General features: G+C 59.0%; 16 protein-coding genes. 1 reads left to right on the plus strand and 15 read right to left on the minus strand.

Annotation, left to right across the window (positions count from 1 at the left end; genetic code table 11):
• Positions 1–60 precede the first annotated feature (60 nt).
• From ACN9MU_RS22965 to rpsO, 11 genes are all read right to left on the minus strand, one after another.
• Positions 61–942 carry a helix-turn-helix transcriptional regulator gene (locus ACN9MU_RS22965; protein WP_426162844.1) on the minus strand — a complete coding sequence of 294 codons (882 nt, stop codon included), beginning with the start codon at positions 940–942 and terminating at the stop codon, positions 61–63.
• Positions 939–1,286 carry a hypothetical protein gene (locus ACN9MU_RS22970; protein ID WP_426336180.1) on the minus strand — a complete coding sequence of 116 codons (348 nt, stop codon included), beginning with the start codon at positions 1,284–1,286 and terminating at the stop codon, positions 939–941. Before ACN9MU_RS22970 ends, ACN9MU_RS22965 begins: the two co-directional genes overlap by 4 nt.
• Before the next feature lie 111 nt (positions 1,287–1,397).
• Positions 1,398–1,661, minus strand: coding sequence for a PAAR domain-containing protein (locus ACN9MU_RS22975; protein WP_426162848.1), 264 nt, complete (start codon positions 1,659–1,661; stop codon positions 1,398–1,400).
• Positions 1,662–1,682: 21 nt separating this feature from the next.
• Positions 1,683–2,150 carry a hypothetical protein gene (locus ACN9MU_RS22980; RefSeq protein WP_426318677.1) on the minus strand — a complete coding sequence of 156 codons (468 nt, stop codon included), beginning with the start codon at positions 2,148–2,150 and terminating at the stop codon, positions 1,683–1,685.
• A complete protein-coding gene (locus ACN9MU_RS22985) occupies positions 2,150–2,608 on the minus strand; it encodes a hypothetical protein (RefSeq protein ID WP_426162852.1) in 459 nt (152 codons plus the stop codon). Before ACN9MU_RS22985 ends, ACN9MU_RS22980 begins: the two co-directional genes overlap by 1 nt.
• A 3-nt stretch (positions 2,609–2,611) precedes the next feature.
• Positions 2,612–4,300, minus strand: coding sequence for a LysM peptidoglycan-binding domain-containing protein (locus ACN9MU_RS22990; protein ID WP_426318678.1), 1,689 nt, complete (start codon positions 4,298–4,300; stop codon positions 2,612–2,614).
• On the minus strand, positions 4,290–4,838 hold the full coding sequence (locus ACN9MU_RS22995) for a hypothetical protein (protein ID WP_426162856.1): 549 nt from the start codon (positions 4,836–4,838) through the stop codon (positions 4,290–4,292). The genes ACN9MU_RS22990 and ACN9MU_RS22995 overlap by 11 nt, the downstream gene beginning before the upstream one ends.
• Positions 4,838–8,065 (minus strand): type VI secretion system Vgr family protein, encoded by a 3,228-nt coding sequence (locus tag ACN9MU_RS23000; protein WP_426318679.1) that lies wholly within the window; start codon positions 8,063–8,065, stop codon positions 4,838–4,840. Before ACN9MU_RS23000 ends, ACN9MU_RS22995 begins: the two co-directional genes overlap by 1 nt.
• A gap of 144 nt (positions 8,066–8,209) precedes the next feature.
• Positions 8,210–8,440 carry a hypothetical protein gene (locus tag ACN9MU_RS23005; protein WP_426318680.1) on the minus strand — a complete coding sequence of 77 codons (231 nt, stop codon included), beginning with the start codon at positions 8,438–8,440 and terminating at the stop codon, positions 8,210–8,212.
• Positions 8,441–8,778: 338 nt separating this feature from the next.
• Positions 8,779–10,899 carry a polyribonucleotide nucleotidyltransferase gene (gene pnp / locus ACN9MU_RS23010; protein ID WP_426162862.1) on the minus strand — a complete coding sequence of 707 codons (2,121 nt, stop codon included), beginning with the start codon at positions 10,897–10,899 and terminating at the stop codon, positions 8,779–8,781.
• Between the two features lie 182 nt (positions 10,900–11,081).
• Complete coding sequence (gene rpsO / locus ACN9MU_RS23015; RefSeq protein ID WP_130311226.1) at positions 11,082–11,351, minus strand: 30S ribosomal protein S15; 270 nt, start codon at positions 11,349–11,351, stop codon at positions 11,082–11,084.
• 172 nt (positions 11,352–11,523) lie between these two features.
• On the opposite strand from rpsO, the gene ACN9MU_RS23020 reads away from it, so the two are divergent.
• On the plus strand, positions 11,524–11,820 hold the full coding sequence (locus tag ACN9MU_RS23020) for a hypothetical protein (RefSeq protein WP_426318681.1): 297 nt from the start codon (positions 11,524–11,526) through the stop codon (positions 11,818–11,820).
• Here the strand turns inward: ACN9MU_RS23020 and ACN9MU_RS23025 are convergent, their stop codons facing one another.
• The 4 genes from ACN9MU_RS23025 to ACN9MU_RS23040 are packed head-to-tail and all read right to left on the minus strand — an operon-like array spanning position 11,821 to position 14,342.
• Entirely contained in the window at positions 11,821–12,153 is a 333-nt protein-coding gene (locus ACN9MU_RS23025) for a helix-turn-helix domain-containing protein (protein ID WP_426318682.1), read from the minus strand.
• A complete protein-coding gene (locus tag ACN9MU_RS23030; protein ID WP_426318683.1) occupies positions 12,137–12,403 on the minus strand; it encodes a type II toxin-antitoxin system RelE family toxin in 267 nt (88 codons plus the stop codon). Before ACN9MU_RS23030 ends, ACN9MU_RS23025 begins: the two co-directional genes overlap by 17 nt.
• 13 nt (positions 12,404–12,416) lie before the next feature.
• Positions 12,417–12,995, minus strand: a complete 579-nt coding sequence (locus ACN9MU_RS23035; RefSeq protein WP_426318684.1) for a helix-turn-helix domain-containing protein — start codon at positions 12,993–12,995, stop codon at positions 12,417–12,419.
• A gap of 39 nt (positions 12,996–13,034) precedes the next feature.
• Positions 13,035–14,342 carry an MFS transporter gene (locus ACN9MU_RS23040; protein ID WP_426323828.1) on the minus strand — a complete coding sequence of 436 codons (1,308 nt, stop codon included), beginning with the start codon at positions 14,340–14,342 and terminating at the stop codon, positions 13,035–13,037.
• Positions 14,343–14,492 lie beyond the last annotated feature (150 nt).

Raw genomic sequence — 14,492 nt, forward strand, 5'->3', positions numbered from 1 at the left:
ACATGGTAAGCAGCAACCGAAAAGCGGTTTAGTCCGAAACCAGCCAGAGTTTCGCCTTAATCAGTCATTCGTGGGAAGACGACGCAGTAACGCTCGGTCTTCGTCGCGCATCCTTGTTTTGCGTAGTTCGGACGGCGTGATGCCGAAGAATTGCTTGAACTTGTCGGTAAAGCGCGACTGGGACTGGTAACCGCACCTTTCCGCAACCCGTCCGATTGGCTCAAATGTTGTTTGCACCAGGTGCAGGCCATGGCCCAGCCTTGCCCGATCCTTGATCGCCTGCAAAGTAGTGCCTTCCGCTGCCAGCTTGCGACGCAGGGTGGACTCGCTGAGCGCGAGACGGGATGCAAGAACGTCGGCACCCATCTCAATGCCGAATTCCACGCAAATCATGCTGTGCAGGCGATGGCTAAGGCTGGGCGGTTCCATGACAGCGCTGACCTGGACATGGCCCAGGTGGTAAATCAGCTGAAGAATCTCACGCCGGCGCGCAGCCCATATCGCCTGCGGCGCGAAGGCGGCCCATTCAACGAACTGCTGCAAGGTCTTTTCAAATACCGGGCCTATCTCGCCCTGCACAAACGGCACGGTCCTGGCGGCCTTCGGCGGCAGGCAATCGAAATCATCGTGTTCGAACTCCACGATCAGCGCCAGGTATTCCCCATCCCCGGGGATATTGCGCATATTGATGCTGGGGTGGTTCGACAGCACGATAAAGCTGCCGCGCGGACAAACAATCTCGCCCTTGCTGCCCAAGCGCTTGCTGCCGTCGAGCACGCAGATCAGCATCGGCCTGATGATCGGCACATTGACGATCTTCTGCTCCTTGACCGACGAATACACCGAGAACGGCAGAACCCGCCCTGCCCCTTGCAGCGTCCTCGCTGCATGGATTAGCGCTTGCTGGTTCCATTCATGGCTGAGGCGCTGACGGCCTTTCATTCGCACCGTTGATCCTGTTCTCGCTGCGCCAGAAGATAGCTTCTTTGGACTGGCGTCTTCAGCGCAAGTTGATGCTCGTCCAGGAATGCAGCGAGGCGCTGCTCGTTTGCCACACTCCCAATGAACCTTGAGCGCGCACTGTCAACGGCGACAGGTTCCCGGCATGCCGAACATACAAGGTAGGACTTGGACAGGAATGGAATCGTCTTGATCGTAAAGAACGACACCCACTCCGTCTCTTTCCAATGCTCCCACATACGCGTGCGCTGGCAGCGATAGCAATGACAGGTAAGCGCCTGGCCGACCTCTTTTCGTTCCTTGACCCAGCCAAACATGATGAACACTACTTCTTCCTTTGTAATTCTGCGAAGGCGGAAGAATGCCATTGCCGATGACGGCCAAATCTATTCAATAGTCACCATCCAACAAATTACCCAACGAAACCAAGACCTGGCCTACTTGATCAGGTACCTGGTCTGGCTGGCAATCAGCGTGGCGCCGCAGGCAGTGGTATCGCCGTCGCGGGCAGTTGGCTTGCCGTCGGTGATGTAGGTTTCGCTGCCGCTGTTGATGGTGGTTTCGCTTGGATGCAACGGGCAACTCACCGTATCGCCCAGCCGCGCCACCCCCTTGCCGTCGACGACAAAGTTGGAGCTGCCGGTCTTGACCTCCCCGCCATGCGACGTCTTATCTCCAATGCGAATCACTGGACGACTCATCCTGCTACCCTTCCTGATAATCTATTTTTTTCCAACGAGCTTGACGCAGTATTGCGCAGCCTTGCGCGCCTCCGCTGAAGGCAACGCAGCGATGGCCTCATCGAATTGCTGACGGACGGGCACCTTGGTGCCCACGCTCATGAAAATGGCCAGCTCCCCGCCAAACTCCGGGTCAAAGTAAGTCGAGCAGGACGATTGGTCCATCAAGGCCCCGCAGGCCGAAACTGCCGCAATCTCCTCTATGGCCTTGGGGTCGATGCGCTTGGAGGAAATCGGCTTGCCGATCCATTTATCCTTGCCCCAGACAGTGTCGAAGCGCTGACGCAGGATTTCCCCGACCTTGTTGACATCCTCTTCCGCAGGCACGCCGTTCGGCCCGGCCACGCAACGCAGCCCACCATTGGAATACCCCTCGCCCGCGAATGCCTGTGCAACCCCGCAGCCGAGCAAAATCGCCAGGCCAGCCTGTGTCAATACCGTCTTGTGCACTATTTTTTTCCGACAAGCTTGACGCAGTACTGGGCGGCTTTTCGTGCTTCGACCGATGGCAATGCCGCGATAGCTTCATCAAACTGTTTGCGGATCGGTGCTTTGCTGCCCAAAGCGGTAAACACCGTAAGGTTGCCACCGAATTCGGGATCAAAGAAGTTCGAGCATGCAGAACGGTCCAACATGGCAGCGCAACCTGCGATGCTTGCAATCTCTTCCATCGCCTTCGGGTCAATACGCTTGGTTGGAAGCGTCTGATACACCCAATCCTTGCCCCAGATGGCGCTGAAACGCTGGTCCAGGCTTGCGCTGACCTTTTTCACCTCTTCGCCAGGCTCGCCGCCGCGTGTACAGCTCAAGCCAAACGGCGAATAGTTCTCTCCTGCAAATGCTGGCGCAAACTGGAACGCGGCCAACAGCGTCAAGCCGGCCTTCAGAACTATTTTCATATTTCGCATCTCTTACTCCAAATACCAAATTCCCGTTACCTTGAACCGGACCTTGTAACTGCCGCTCACAGGCGAAACCATCGTGATGTAATCCGTACGATAGCATGGGTCAATTTCATTAAAGTCGCTGACGAAACCTCCCGCATGCTTGATCTCGATATGCCCGGAGATTACTTTGCCAGCGCTGGTAACCTGCTTCTCAATTGGGGCGTATATGACGATCGAGCCGTACGGCGCGGTTTTAAGATTGATTCCCGGCGTCGTTTCCAACAGATTCTTGAAGCCATTCTTTGCTAGAACCGGCCCAAAGTCCTTGGCATGCTCGCAACTTGGGTACTTGAAGTACCCTGCGGCCACCAGAGCTCTTTTTACATACATCAAGCAGTAGTGGATGGATTTAGGATGCTTATGTTTCATTGCATGAGCAATTGCAATCTCAATCCTGCTCGATGCTGCCGGTTTGATGACGGTCGCTTCCGGATGCTTTGATTCAGCGCTACGATCTTCTTTCACGACCGGCTTGGTTGCAGCCGGCGACGCCGCGGCCGGAGGGGTAGCGGGCTTATTGGAAGCCGCTGCTTGCGCACCGCCCGTTGCACCGGCAGAGCCGGCCGGCTTCGTCGGTGCAGATGCCGCCGCTGCTGGCGCTGCCGGTTGTGCTGGCTTGGCATGCTGCTGCGCCGGCTTGCCTTTAGTATCAGGTACTTTCAGCATCTGGTGAGGATGCAGCAGGTATGGCTTGTCGATGTTGTTCATCTTGGCCAGGACCTGGTAGGTCGTGCCGTAAAGGCGCGCGATGGACGAAAGCGTCTGGCCCTTTTTCACCTCGTGCATGCCTGGGGTCTTGGGCGCTGCAGCCTTGTCCTCGTGCAGGTGAGTCTTCACCGGTACGCGCTCTTTCGGCGCGACGATCGTCCAGCTGGAGTTCAGTTTGTCGATCGCAAGCTGGCCGAGTTCCTTGAACTCATCGGTCGTTTTCTGGATGAAGACGGTCAGCGGCCCGAAGTCAGGCGACGCAAGGAAGGTCGGCAGCAAGCCATGCTCGTTGGACTTCATGATCTTCGACTTGCCGTTCTGCTCCACCCGAATGGTCGCATCGGCAATCGGACTGCCGGCTGCGTCGACAATGCTCAGCGCATGGCCGACGTCGAGCGCCTTTTCGTAGAGATCGGCCAGCTTGGCAAATTTTCCGGTAGCCAGGCCCTCTCCGCCATAATTGCCGCTCGGGCCATCATGGTGGTATTTGTAGCACCAGACATCAGGCTTCTTCCGCTTCTTGGCCAGCGCCTCGTTGTCAAGGAAATGCTCCAACAAGGCCTTGACGTTGGCATTCGTGTCAAATCGATTGCTATTGTCCAGGCCATAGAAGTTGCCGGTTTTGTTGACGAACTGGCCCAGGCTGCTGGCCGAGGTGGTGCCGGCAGCGGCATCGGGATTGAAGCCCGATTCGATTTTAGCCGTCGCCAGCAGCAAAGCCGTGCGGCGCACGTTCAGGCCTTTGGCCTTGGCAGCGGCGATCAGCTTGTCAATCACCTGCTTTTGCACGGCAAGCGATGCATCGCCCCAGATGCGGGAATTACCGGCCAGCCTGCCCGGGCTGTGGTCGACCGGCTCCTTGTAATGCGAGTACGACTTCACTTGCTCGTCTTTGTACGCCGCGCCCTTCTTCTGGGTGTAAAAGACGTTGTAATCAATGGCCATTCAACGCACTCTCGATATAAACGTCGAACAGGCTGCCCTGCCCTATCTTCTTCACTTTCTTGTCGAAGGCGGTTTTCACCGCTTCGCCCACCGCGGGGTTCTTTTTCTTGTCGCGATTGGAGCCGATCAGGTTGCCGTCCCAGCTATACACGTCGGCCCATTCGCATTGCGCGCAATTGCCGCCGTTCGACATCGAAACCACGATGACTTTCTCTTTGGCGGGCGTTTCGGCACAGACGACATCACCGACCTTGTCAGCGATGATTGGATAGGAATCGCCAGTCTGCAACGGCTCCGCCTTGAATGACTGGCCGCCGAGCTCACGCCCGCTGGCGCCGTCGCTAATGCTCAGGCGCTGGCTGGTGCAGGACAAGCCAGGATAGCCCACTTCCTTGTAGCAGCTTGCTTTCAGCTCGATCTTGCGGTCAACGCACTGCAGCGCCGCGACGCGCTGGCGCAACGCCGGCTTGGATTCGGCCAGCGCGGCCTGTACCAGGCAGGCGGACAACAACAAACCCAGGATCAAATTGTTTTTCATTATGAGGCCTCACGAACAGGTGGAATTGAATTTGGTGCGTCTTCTTCCGGACGCAAATCGGCTGGCGGCGCGTCCAGCTCAATCAGGTCAAGGTCGGACAGCGACAACGCATCGAGGTCGTCGTCAATGCCGAAGCAGCCGGACGTGGCGCGCTCCATCACTTTGGCCATGTCGCGCACGCGCTTGGCGGCGGCTTCTTCGAAGATCGACGACACGTCGCGCGGCAGTTCGCCATCGCCGCGCCAGTCGCGCGTGACCATGGCCACCAGCCTCGCGGCTGAATGGTTGACCTTGCGTTCGACCAGGTCGACCAAGCCTTCCTGCGCCGCCTGCACCATGCGCTCCGTGCCGAGTCCAATAACCGCATCCTTCATATTGTCGCTGCGCTTCAGGATGTGCACGATGGTCGAAGGCGGCATGCCGATCTTCTGGCCCAGCAGCGCCAGCGCTTCGGCGCGGATATCGATTTCGCCGTCAGGCATGAACAGCTTTTTCGCATGTTCCACCGAAATCTGCGTCTTCGACGCCAGCACGCCAACACCAACCGGCGTCTTTACCTTCTCGGTCAACGCATCATCTACTTCCTCGTCCATCTCAGGGTCGTGCTTGACGTCTTCCAGGAATTCCCACTTACCGTTATTGCGGTCGATCTCGACCTGCAGTTCCTCCATGTCCTCGGTGAACACGCGCGCCGTCTTGCCTTCCTCATCCAGCTTGCCGGACTGCAGCACGGAGCCATCCTTCGCCAGGATCTTGTAGGCGTAGCCGGCCGCCGCCCCCGCCGCCAGGTACAGCGCATCGCGCAGCACCACCTGCTGGCTGAACTTGCCGACGTTCATCTTGCCCCAGAATTCGGTCACCGGCGCCGACTTCACCGAGCCCTGGTTCACCACCTTGGCTGCGCCCAGTTCAAGAGTGCCGGCGATTTCGTGGGTTTCCTTGGCGCCCTTGATCAGGATCTCGCCGCTTTCGGTCAGGACGATGCTGCCGCCCTTGGTCTTCAGCACGATATCGCCGGTCTTGGCCTCGAAGACCATGCCTTTTTGCGACACGGTTTCGACCTTCCCGTCCTGCACGTGCAGGTAATGGTTGCCGTGGCTGATGGCGGTCACCATGCTGCCGCGCTCGACGTGCTGCTGGATGCCCTTGGCCGAGCTGAACGACATCTGTTCGCCGGACGTCATGTCGACATTGCCCGCGGCGTAGCAGCCCAGGTCTTCACCGGCTGCATGCACGATGCTCTTCGGCGTACTGGCGGCCACGCCGTCCGGCGCGGAAATGAAGACCAGCGGCTTGGTCAGCGACCAGGCGTTTTCGTTCAGCGCCTTCTGGTTCTTCAGGCCACGGTGCGAGTTTTTCTGCTCGCCGCGCTGCTCGGTCGCCATCTCGGCCGCCTGGCTGCGCATGGTTGCGCTGTCCAGCACGGCGCGCAAGGTGTCGGCGCCCTCGGTATTGTCCTGCTGGGTAGTACCGCTATCCTGCACCGGCTGGCCCCAGGCCGTGACCAGCACGCCCTTGGCGGCGCGCACTGCGCCCCAGCCATCGGTACGCAGCTCGAAGCCTTCACCGCGGTGGTCCTTGCGGCCGGAGGTGTCGAGCACGCGCGTCAGGTAGCCCAGGTTAAGCTGGCTGCGGTGATGGTCGGAGGACAGCACGGCCTGGATCTGGCCAGCCGTATCGTCCATCAGCAGGTGGTTGTTGCGGCCGCCGGCGCCGCCGGCGCCCTTCAGCTCCCGGCTGCGGATGCCGGACAGCGCATGCTGGTGCGGCAGTTCCCAGGGCGACATGTTCTCGCCGTTATAGACGCGGCCCGTGATGATGGGACGGTCCGGATTCGAGTCCAGCCACTGTACGATGACTTCCTGTCCGATGCGCGGCAAGGAAATGCCGCCAAAATTGCCGCCCGCCCAGCTCGAGGCAACCCGCACCCAGGCCGAACTCTGCTCGTCATGCGTGCCGACGCGGTCCCAATGGAACTGCACGCGCACGCGGCCATGTTCGTCGGTATGGACTTCCTGCCCGGAAGGGCCGACCACGATGGCGGTCTGCGGGCCATGGATCCTGGCCTGTTCGCTGTTAAAACCGCGCCCCGGACGCCAGTGCACCGTCTTGCGTATGCAGGTCAGCTGGTTGCTGTATTCGGAAATCCCTTCGGACTGCTGAAGATAGTTGTTAGTGGCGGAATGGTGCACGCTGATCACCACGAATTCGAGCTTGTCGTCCGAAGCGCCGTGCGCATCCGCGGAAAAATGCTCGGAAAGGCGGAACCAGCGGCCCGGCATCAGGTAGCGGCTGTTGCCCTTGGCCTCGATATGCTTGCCGCGGCTTTCAATTTCCTCCATCCGCAGCAAGGCCAGCGCTTCCGCATCCTTGCGGTTCCGCACGCCGTACGCGCCGGCATACTCATAGCTCTCCATCGACAGCACATCGCCCTGCTGGTTCAGCGTGGGCAGGTCGACATGGCTTGGTACCGGCTGTTTGAAGTCGAACGCCGACAGCGCCACCTTGCTGGAAACGATGCTGCGCACCGGCGACCAGTCGCCGATGCCGTCTTCTTCGGCCGCGCCTCCGTGGCGCTGGAAACGCACGCCAGGATTGCCGCCGTCAATCGGTGCGGCCTGGCTGGAATCGTCCGACAGCACCAGCGTGTGGCCGCGTTCACTATGTTCGTACCAATAATGCCAGCCCGCCGCTTCCCAGCGCCGGTGCAGGTAGTTGTAATCGGTCTCATCGAACTGGCAGGCCATGGTCATGGCCTCGTCAGCGCCCTGCACGCGGCAGCTCCAATCGGGATGCGTGCCGTAGTCGGCAAACACCTCTTCCGACTGCTGGCGCAGGGTCTTGCCGTGGAAAAGGTAATTGTCGCGCCGCAGCTTCAGGTAGGCCAGCCAGGGCCGCAGGACCATCGAATAGAAGGCGATGGCGCCATCGGTCTTCACCAGGCGGAATTCGAATACGTAGCCGTTGAAGTAGCGCATGCTGCCATCGCCGCGCACCAGCGAAATGGTGACGAGCTTGCCTTGCACGTCCTTCAGCGCAATGCTGGCATCTTCGGCCAGCACCTCCACGGTATATTCGAAATCGCGCGACAGGCCCTCGTCCGCTTCCAGCCGGTTTGCCAGCAGCAGGGAATGCGGGCCGTCGTTATTGGGGAACGACAGGCGCAGGATACGATTGTTTTGCCGTCCAAACGGCAGCTCGGATAAGATTTGCGACAGGCTACGCATGCGGAATTTCCTCGGACTGCTCTCGGCAATCCCTCACTAGTTACAAATAATGCAAGTTTCCGCGTGGAATTATAGCAGCGCTCGACCTGCGCACGATTGAATCTTTGTAATATTTTTTGACAACTTCCAAGTTTCCACAGCGGACTAGCCCAGCCGAAAGTCGGCAGGTGATGCTTGATAGAGGCTGTCAACCTTCGCCATCCATCTGCGGGCAAGCTCCGGCGGAGCATAAGCATCATAGGCATCGGCGATCGCATAAAGTTCAGCCGGATCGTCGCCCAGCATACGCACCAATACCAGGATCAGCGCGAGCCTCCATCGAGATACGTAGACGTACCTGTACGCCGGTTGCTTCCGGCGCAAGGCATCGAACACAAAATCAGCGCCTCAAGCTTGGTGAAGTGGACGAAAGAGCCTGCAGTAACTGTCAGCAATCCAGCTCGGGCATCAAAGTCGAGAGGGAATTCAATTATGCCATGCGCGAAAGGCCTTCGGAACCGGTGCCCCGTTTTCGCGTATTTGTAGCCGAGCTCCGTCATACGTGGCACAAGCAGGTCCAGCACGCGCTTTGAAGGTGGTGTCGATGCGATCATAATATTTGCCCTGTCAGACCGCTGGATCATAACTTGCCAGATGCAAGCAAAGTCTCACCAAAGGTAACAAAAAAGCCGCCGGGCTTTCGCACCGGCGGCTTTTCTTGTCAGCTTGGCTGATTACTGTGCAGCGGCAGCAGCTTCTTCAGCGGCAGCTTTCATCGACAGTTTCAGGCGGCCACGCTCGTCGGTCTCGAGGACCTTCACGCGCACTTGCTGGCCTTCTTTCAGGTAGTCGGCCACGGCGTTCACACGCTCGTTGGCGATCTGCGAGATGTGCAGCAGGCCGTCCTTGCCAGGCATGACCTGGACGATGGCGCCGAAGTCCAGCAGCTTCAGCACGGTACCGTCGTAGCACTTGCCCACTTCCACGGAAGCGGTCAGTTCTTCGATACGGCGCTTGGCTTCCTGGCCGGCAGCTGCGTCGACCGAAGCGATGGTGACGATGCCGTCGTCGCTGATGTCGATCTGGGTGCCGGTTTCTTCGGTCAGCGCGCGGATCACGGCGCCGCCCTTGCCGATCACGTCACGGATCTTCTCAGGGTTGATCTTGATGGTGATCAGGCGCGGAGCGAAGTCGGACAGTTCGGTCTTCACAGTCGGCATGGCCTTCTGCATTTCGCCCAGGATGTGCTGGCGGCCTTCTTTGGCCTGTGCCAGTGCAACCTGCATGATTTCCTTGGTGATGCCCTGGATCTTGATGTCCATCTGCAGCGCGGTAATGCCGTTGGCAGTACCAGCTACCTTGAAGTCCATGTCGCCCAGGTGGTCTTCATCGCCCAGGATGTCGGACAGCACGGCAAAGCGGCCGCCTTCCTTGATCAGGCCCATGGCGATACCGGCCACGTGCGCTTTCATCGGCACGCCGGCGTCCATCAGTGCCAGGCAGCCGCCGCAGACGGAAGCCATCGAAGAGGAACCATTGGATTCGGTGATTTCCGACACCAGGCGCACGGAGTACGAGAAGTCTTCCGGTGCCGGCAAAGCAGCAACCAGTGCACGCTTGGCCAAGCGGCCGTGGCCGATTTCGCGGCGCTTAGGCGTACCAACACGGCCGGTTTCGCCGGTGGCGAACGGAGGCATGTTGTAGTGCAGCATGAAGTCGTCCGTGTACTCGCCCATCAGCGCATCGATCTTCTGCGAATCGCGGGCGGTGCCCAGGGTCGCTACGACCAGTGCCTGGGTTTCGCCGCGGGTGAACAGGGCGGAACCGTGAGTGCGCGGCAGGACCGAGGTGCGGATCGAGATCGGACGCACGGTCTTGGTGTCGCGGCCGTCGATACGTGGCTCGCCTTGCAGGATCTGGGAACGAACAACCTTCGCTTCCATTTCGAACAGGATGTTGCCGACTTCGACCGAGTCAGGAGCGTCAGCACCGTGTGCGGCAGCTTCGGCAGCCAGGTCGGCCATCACTTCGGCCGACATGGCGCGCAGCTTGTCGGTACGGGCTTGCTTGTCCTTGGTCTGGTAAGCGGCGTTGATCTTCGCTTCGGCGAAGTGGGCAACGCGGCCGATCAGGGCTTCGTTCTTGGCAGGTGGAGTCCACACTTGCTCAGGCTTGCCGCCGTCGCGCACCAGTTCATGGATTGCGTCGATCACGGCCTTCATCTGCTCGTGGCCGTAGACGACGGCGCCCAGCATGATTTCTTCGGACAGCTGCTGCGCTTCCGATTCCACCATCAGCACGGCGGATTCGGTACCGGCGACCACCAGGTCCATCTGGGAGTCTTTGAGCTGGGAAGCGGTCGGGTTCAGGATGTACTGGCCGTTTTTGTAGCCGACGCGCGCAGCGCCGATCGGGCCGTTGAATGGCACACCGGAGACGCACAGGGCGGCGGACGCGCCAATCATGGAAGCGATGTCCGGATCGATCTCAGGATTCACGGACAGCACGTGTACGATCACCTGGACTTCGTTCATGTAGCCCTCTGGGAACAGAGGACGGATCGGACGGTCGATCAGGCGGGAAGTCAGGGTTTCTTTTTCAGAAGGACGGCCTTCGCGCTTGAAGAAGCCACCAGGGATCTTGCCCGCTGCGTAGGTCTTTTCCAGGTAGTCGACGGTCAGTGGGAAGAAGTCCTGGCCTGGTTTTGCGTCTTTACGCGCCACCACGGTTGCCAGTACGACGGTGTCATCCATCGATACCATTACCGCGCCGGATGCCTGGCGAGCGATTTCGCCGGTTTCCAGCGTCACGGTGTGTTGGCCGTACTGGAAGGTCTTCGTTACTTTGTTAAACATGGGTTTATCCCTCTTTCTCTTTAGCCGACAGATTTTCAGGAGCTGTCGTAGCACCTCACCACGGACGGCCAGGAGGCCGCCATACTGCTTTACTGCAATAAAACTAAGGGTTTAAAAAACCAAAATGCCTGCGGCAGCGAACTGGCGCAGGCATTTCTCGTTTAAACCTGGTAACGCAAGAATTACTTACGCAGGCCGAGTTTAGCGATCAGGTCGCGGTAACGGTTTGCGTCTTTGTTCTTCAGGTAGGACAGCAGGGACTTACGACGGTTAACCATCTTGATCAGGCCACGACGGGAGTGGTGATCCTTGGTGTGCTCTTTGAAGTGGGTGTTCAGTTCGTTGATGCGAGCGGTCAGCAGAGCAACTTGCACTTCTGGGGAGCCGGTGTCGTTTTGGCCACGAGCGTTGTCGGCGATGATGGCCGACTTGTTGATGTTTTCAACGGTCATTTTCTTACCTTTCACATGCGATGCACGGAGTCTTGGGAACCCTGCACATCGTGAATTACGTTTAATATAAAAATCCGGCCGGATGGCCAGACACGGGAGTATAACCGGAATAAGGGTCGAAAGCTACCGCCACACACGATCAGCCATGAAAACACCTCTTCGCGTTGCATTTTTGTCATTATTATTAAGCGCCTGCGCCGTCGCCCCACCCACTTGGCAACGCGGCAACGACAGCTTCAAGCCGATACAGCTCGGCGTGACCACCCAGGCCGACCTGCTGCGCCTGTACGGCCCGCCAGACGAGCGTACCTACCTGCAGCTGCGCGACCTGAATGTATGGAGCTACCGCTACAAGGAATCGGGCGTATGGGATTCGATGATGCACATCATGATGGACCGCCAGGGCGTGGTGCGCGAAACCATGAGCGGCCCCGACCTCGAAAAAGAAGAGCGCGGCTTCTTCCGTTAATCAGAACAAAAGCTGTTCGGGGAAGATGCCAAGTGCAGCCGCGACGCGTTCACGGGTAGCTTTGCGTGGCCGCGCAGAGGATTCCTGCTGTGCGAATGCAGGCTGTGAAATGCCGAGCCGTTCAGCCATCTCCTGCTGCGTCACCCCGAGATGCTCGCGCCAGGCGCGAATTGGACTCCAGCCATTCAGGACAATCATGCCGACGACTTCGTGCGGCATTGCCACCTCTTCTTCGTCCTTGCGCGAACGCAAGTAAGCTTCGTAAGGGATCACTGCGAACGCAGGGCGACCATCCGGGCCGTTTATGATCTGCACGTTAGTAGGCTTGTTCATCGCGCTTCTTCACTTCTTCAATGCTGACCACTCGCAGCCTGCCGTCAAAATCGAACAATATGCGGTAGCGCCCTGCCCGCAATCGAAATCCATACTGATGCGTTTTCAGGACAATCACATTCGCGCCCCACGGCAACGTCGCCAAAGCCCCGACTTCGCGCCAAATAAACACCTGGTCAGTCTTACCCAACTTTGAAAGCTGGCGTTTCGCCCTGGCTTGCCAGACTATCGCAATTGGGGTTGAGATCATTATAGGCTTTCGTTCAAAAAAACCTTATATCGTTGAACAAAAGCTTATATTGCAGACGACATTCCCTATTGCGCCGACTCAAGCCCCCCTCCGTTTGGTCGTGCCAGATACCGTATTTGTCGCCCTGCCACAAAATGAGATGAAACAAGTAGGCATTCGCGAGCATGATCAGGCCGCCAACCAGTCCTGCAGGGCTATAAAGGCCAACCAGACAGCCAAGGTAGCCGCTGAGATGGCTTGCAATGAGGGCGCGGCGCGCCGCCTGCCGTGCTGGCTGCTCCAGCATCAAGTTGAACCAGAAGAAGCACTTCAAATGGATTGGCAGGTCCCGCCAGTGATCCGAGCTTTTGTCGATCATAAATTTCTCCTGTTTTAAGGTGGAAACATCAACTTCGAACACGGCGGCAAGACATTTCAATGATTCCAGGCTGGCGTTTTGCCCGTTTTCGATCCGCTGAGTCGTGCGCACGTTGAGCCCGGACATTTGGGCCAATTGTTCCTGCGACAGGTTTCGGCTGATTCGGATTTGTTTCAGGATCACCCAGCCGACCACGACAAAAACCCGACATTCGCCCGAAAACAAACGGGCCACCCTTGGGCGGCCCGTTCAAGGATGGCGTTTCGCGCGATCTCAGTCCTTGATCTCCAGCGCGCGGTTCAGGCTGAGGGCGGCGAGCGAGCCGGCGGCACCGGACAGCAGGTACAGGCTGACATAGGCCAGGCCGAAGTGCGCCGACAGGCCCAGCGCGACCAGCGGGGCGAAGGCGGCGCCGACCAGCCAGGCCAGGTCCGACGTCAGCGCTGCGCCGCTATAGCGGAAGCGGGACTCGAAATTGGCGGTCACGGCGCCGGCTGCCTGGCCATACGACAGGCCCAGCAGCGCGAAGCCGAGCAGGATGAAGATGGTCTGCCCTGCGTCACCGCCCTGCATCAGCAGCGGAACAAAGCCGCTGAACACGCCGATCAGCACAGCCAGCGAGCCGAGCGTGCGGCGGCGGCCGATACGGTCAGCGATCCATCCCGATGCGACGATACAGGCTGCTGCGAGGAATGCGCCGCCAATCTGGATCACCAGGAACTCGCTGACCGAGCGCTCTGAATACAGCGTAATCCAGGACAGCGGGAATACGGTCACCAGGTGGAACAGCGCGTAGCTGGCCAGCGCTGCCAGGGCGCCAATCACCACGTTGCGGCCTTGCGTTTTGAACAACTCGCCAATATCGGTCGGCTGCAACTCACGCTCTTCCAGCAGGCGCGCGTATTCATTGGTGGATACCAGGCGCAGGCGGGCAAACAGCGCCACCACGTTGATCGCGAAAGCGACGTAGAACGGATAGCGCCACCCCCAGTCGAGGAAGTCTTCCGACGACAGGCTCGACAACAGGAAGGAGAACAGGCCCGCCGCGATGATGAAGCCGGTCGGCGCGCCGAGCTGGCCCAGCATCGCGTACCAGCCGCGCTTCTCTTTCGGTGCATTCAGGGCCAGCAGCGACGGCAGGCCGTCCCAGGAGCCGCCCAGGGCAATGCCCTGCCCGAAACGCAGCATGGCCAGCAAGGCCAGCGCGCCCAGGCCGCTTTGCCCGTAGGTCGGCAGGAAGGCCATGCCCGCTGTCGAGGCGCCCAGCAGGAACAGCGCCGCCGTCAGCTTGGTTTCGCGCCCGAACCGCAGCTGGATCGCCATGAAGGTCGCCGTCCCCAGCGGCCTTGCCAAAAATGCAAATGAGAAGATCACGAAGGAATACAGCATCCCGTCCAGCTTGGAGGCGAACGGGAAAAACACCGCCGGGAAGACCAGGACGGAGGCAATGGCATAAACAAAAAAGTCGAAATATTCGGAAGCCCGGCCAATCACCACGCCCACGGCAATTTCGCCGGGGGCAATGTGCTGGTCGCTCGAATCGGATGGCCGCATCGGAATACCGTGGGCTGGTGCGGACATACTCTGCATGGTTCAGTCTCCTGTTTCTCACCGGTTGAGAGATATCACCGGTGTTTATTACTGTTATCTAACCTGCTGGTAGGACAATATGTCCAATTTCGCGCCTTGTCCAGACCCCTCAAAATAGAAAGATTCTTGACTTAGGACATT

The organism is Pseudoduganella sp. R-32 (assembly GCF_049913245.1).
In the GTDB taxonomy this organism is placed as follows: domain Bacteria; phylum Pseudomonadota; class Gammaproteobacteria; order Burkholderiales; family Burkholderiaceae_D; genus Rugamonas.

Coding starts and splice junctions, on each gene's coding strand:
- ACN9MU_RS22965 (WP_426162844.1), bottom strand. CDS start 942: ATGAAAGGCCGTCAGCGCCTCAGCCATGAATGGAACCAGCAAGCGCTA.
- ACN9MU_RS22975 (WP_426162848.1), bottom strand. CDS start 1,661: ATGAGTCGTCCAGTGATTCGCATTGGAGATAAGACGTCGCATGGCGGG.
- ACN9MU_RS22985 (WP_426162852.1), bottom strand. CDS start 2,608: ATGCGAAATATGAAAATAGTTCTGAAGGCCGGCTTGACGCTGTTGGCC.
- ACN9MU_RS22990 (WP_426318678.1), bottom strand. CDS start 4,300: ATGGCCATTGATTACAACGTCTTTTACACCCAGAAGAAGGGCGCGGCG.
- ACN9MU_RS22995 (WP_426162856.1), bottom strand. CDS start 4,838: ATGAAAAACAATTTGATCCTGGGTTTGTTGTTGTCCGCCTGCCTGGTA.
- ACN9MU_RS23000 (WP_426318679.1), bottom strand. CDS start 8,065: ATGCGTAGCCTGTCGCAAATCTTATCCGAGCTGCCGTTTGGACGGCAA.
- pnp (WP_426162862.1), bottom strand. CDS start 10,899: ATGTTTAACAAAGTAACGAAGACCTTCCAGTACGGCCAACACACCGTG.
- rpsO (WP_130311226.1), bottom strand. CDS start 11,351: ATGACCGTTGAAAACATCAACAAGTCGGCCATCATCGCCGACAACGCT.
- ACN9MU_RS23025 (WP_426318682.1), bottom strand. CDS start 12,153: ATGAACAAGCCTACTAACGTGCAGATCATAAACGGCCCGGATGGTCGC.
- ACN9MU_RS23030 (WP_426318683.1), bottom strand. CDS start 12,403: ATGATCTCAACCCCAATTGCGATAGTCTGGCAAGCCAGGGCGAAACGC.
- ACN9MU_RS23040 (WP_426323828.1), bottom strand. CDS start 14,342: ATGTCCGCACCAGCCCACGGTATTCCGATGCGGCCATCCGATTCGAGC.